1 protein-coding gene is annotated in these 586 nt (G+C 50.0%); it reads right to left on the minus strand.

Going from position 1 to position 586, the window contains the following annotated elements:
• Positions 1-586 (minus strand): potassium transporter TrkG (locus tag R8N49_RS28955; protein ID WP_318190680.1); only part of this gene is annotated, 586 nt, incomplete at both ends.

The following is a 586-nucleotide window of genomic DNA, read 5'->3' on the forward strand; positions in this document are numbered from 1 at the left end:
TGTTTGTTCAATAGCGTCATAGCAATTTGGAAACGGAAGATTTTAATCCCGCCTGCGGTTGAGCCAGAACATGCCCCAGCCATCATTAAGAAGGCAAAGAGCGTGGTTGGCAGAGCGCCCCAAGCGGTGAAATCTTCCAAGCCGAACCCAGTGGTTGTCACCACAGAAACGATGTTGAACATCGACACTCGCAGGGCATCCAAAATGGTGTAACCATCGCGAATCACTAGCCAAGCGGCAACCACCAAGCTTGAGAACAAGAACAAGTATGCAAAGCCTCGTACCTGTGCATCTTTGACCAGAATATCGATGCTGCGTTTGCGTAGAGCGGCAACAAACAATAGAAATGGCAGACCGCCCAAGAACATGAAAGTGGTCGCGACCCAGTGCGCACCGTTGGAGAAGTTGTTCATCGAGCTATCGGAGGTCGAGTAACCGCCGGTAGATAGGGTGGTAAAGGCGTGGTTGATCGCTTCAAACAGGTTCATGCCCGTCAGAACATAACCACCAATGCACATGCCCGTTAAGATCAGATACACCAACACGATGTTCTTCGCTACAGTTTTGGCTCTTGGGCTGCTTTTAT

This window comes from Vibrio sp. 1978 (genome assembly GCF_033344345.1).